Origin of the sequence: Paraburkholderia sp. SIMBA_054 (assembly GCF_046534875.1) — a bacterium.
In the GTDB taxonomy this organism is placed as follows: Bacteria; Pseudomonadota; Gammaproteobacteria; order Burkholderiales; family Burkholderiaceae; genus Paraburkholderia; species Paraburkholderia hospita.
Map to the genome: position 1 here is coordinate 1 of NZ_JAWRXV010000529.1, position 298 is coordinate 298.

1 protein-coding gene is annotated in these 298 nt (G+C 68.8%); it reads right to left on the minus strand.

Features of this window, described 5'->3' with window-relative positions; translation table 11 throughout:
• Positions 1–298 (minus strand): hypothetical protein (locus tag SB822_RS56205; RefSeq protein ID WP_410858993.1); only part of this gene is annotated, 298 nt, incomplete at both ends.

The following is a 298-nucleotide window of genomic DNA, read 5'->3' on the forward strand; positions in this document are numbered from 1 at the left end:
CCAGATGGAAGTCGCCGTGAATGCGAATGCGCAGCGCCTGCGTGTCCGGCGCGATGAGCTTGTCGACAGCTTCGACGAGCGCCGCGCGCCGGTCGATCAGACTTTGCGCGAGCGCCTTCGTGTCCGCATCGAGCAACTGGTCGATGCGCGGCGCGAGGAGATCGAGCGCGCTCGCGAGCATCGACTGCGTGCCGTCGACCCACGCCTTCACCTGCTCGGCGCTCGTCGGTTCGGGGGCGAACGCCGGGTCGTCGGTTGGCGAAGCGAGCGCGACGTGCAACTCGCCAAGCCGTCTGCC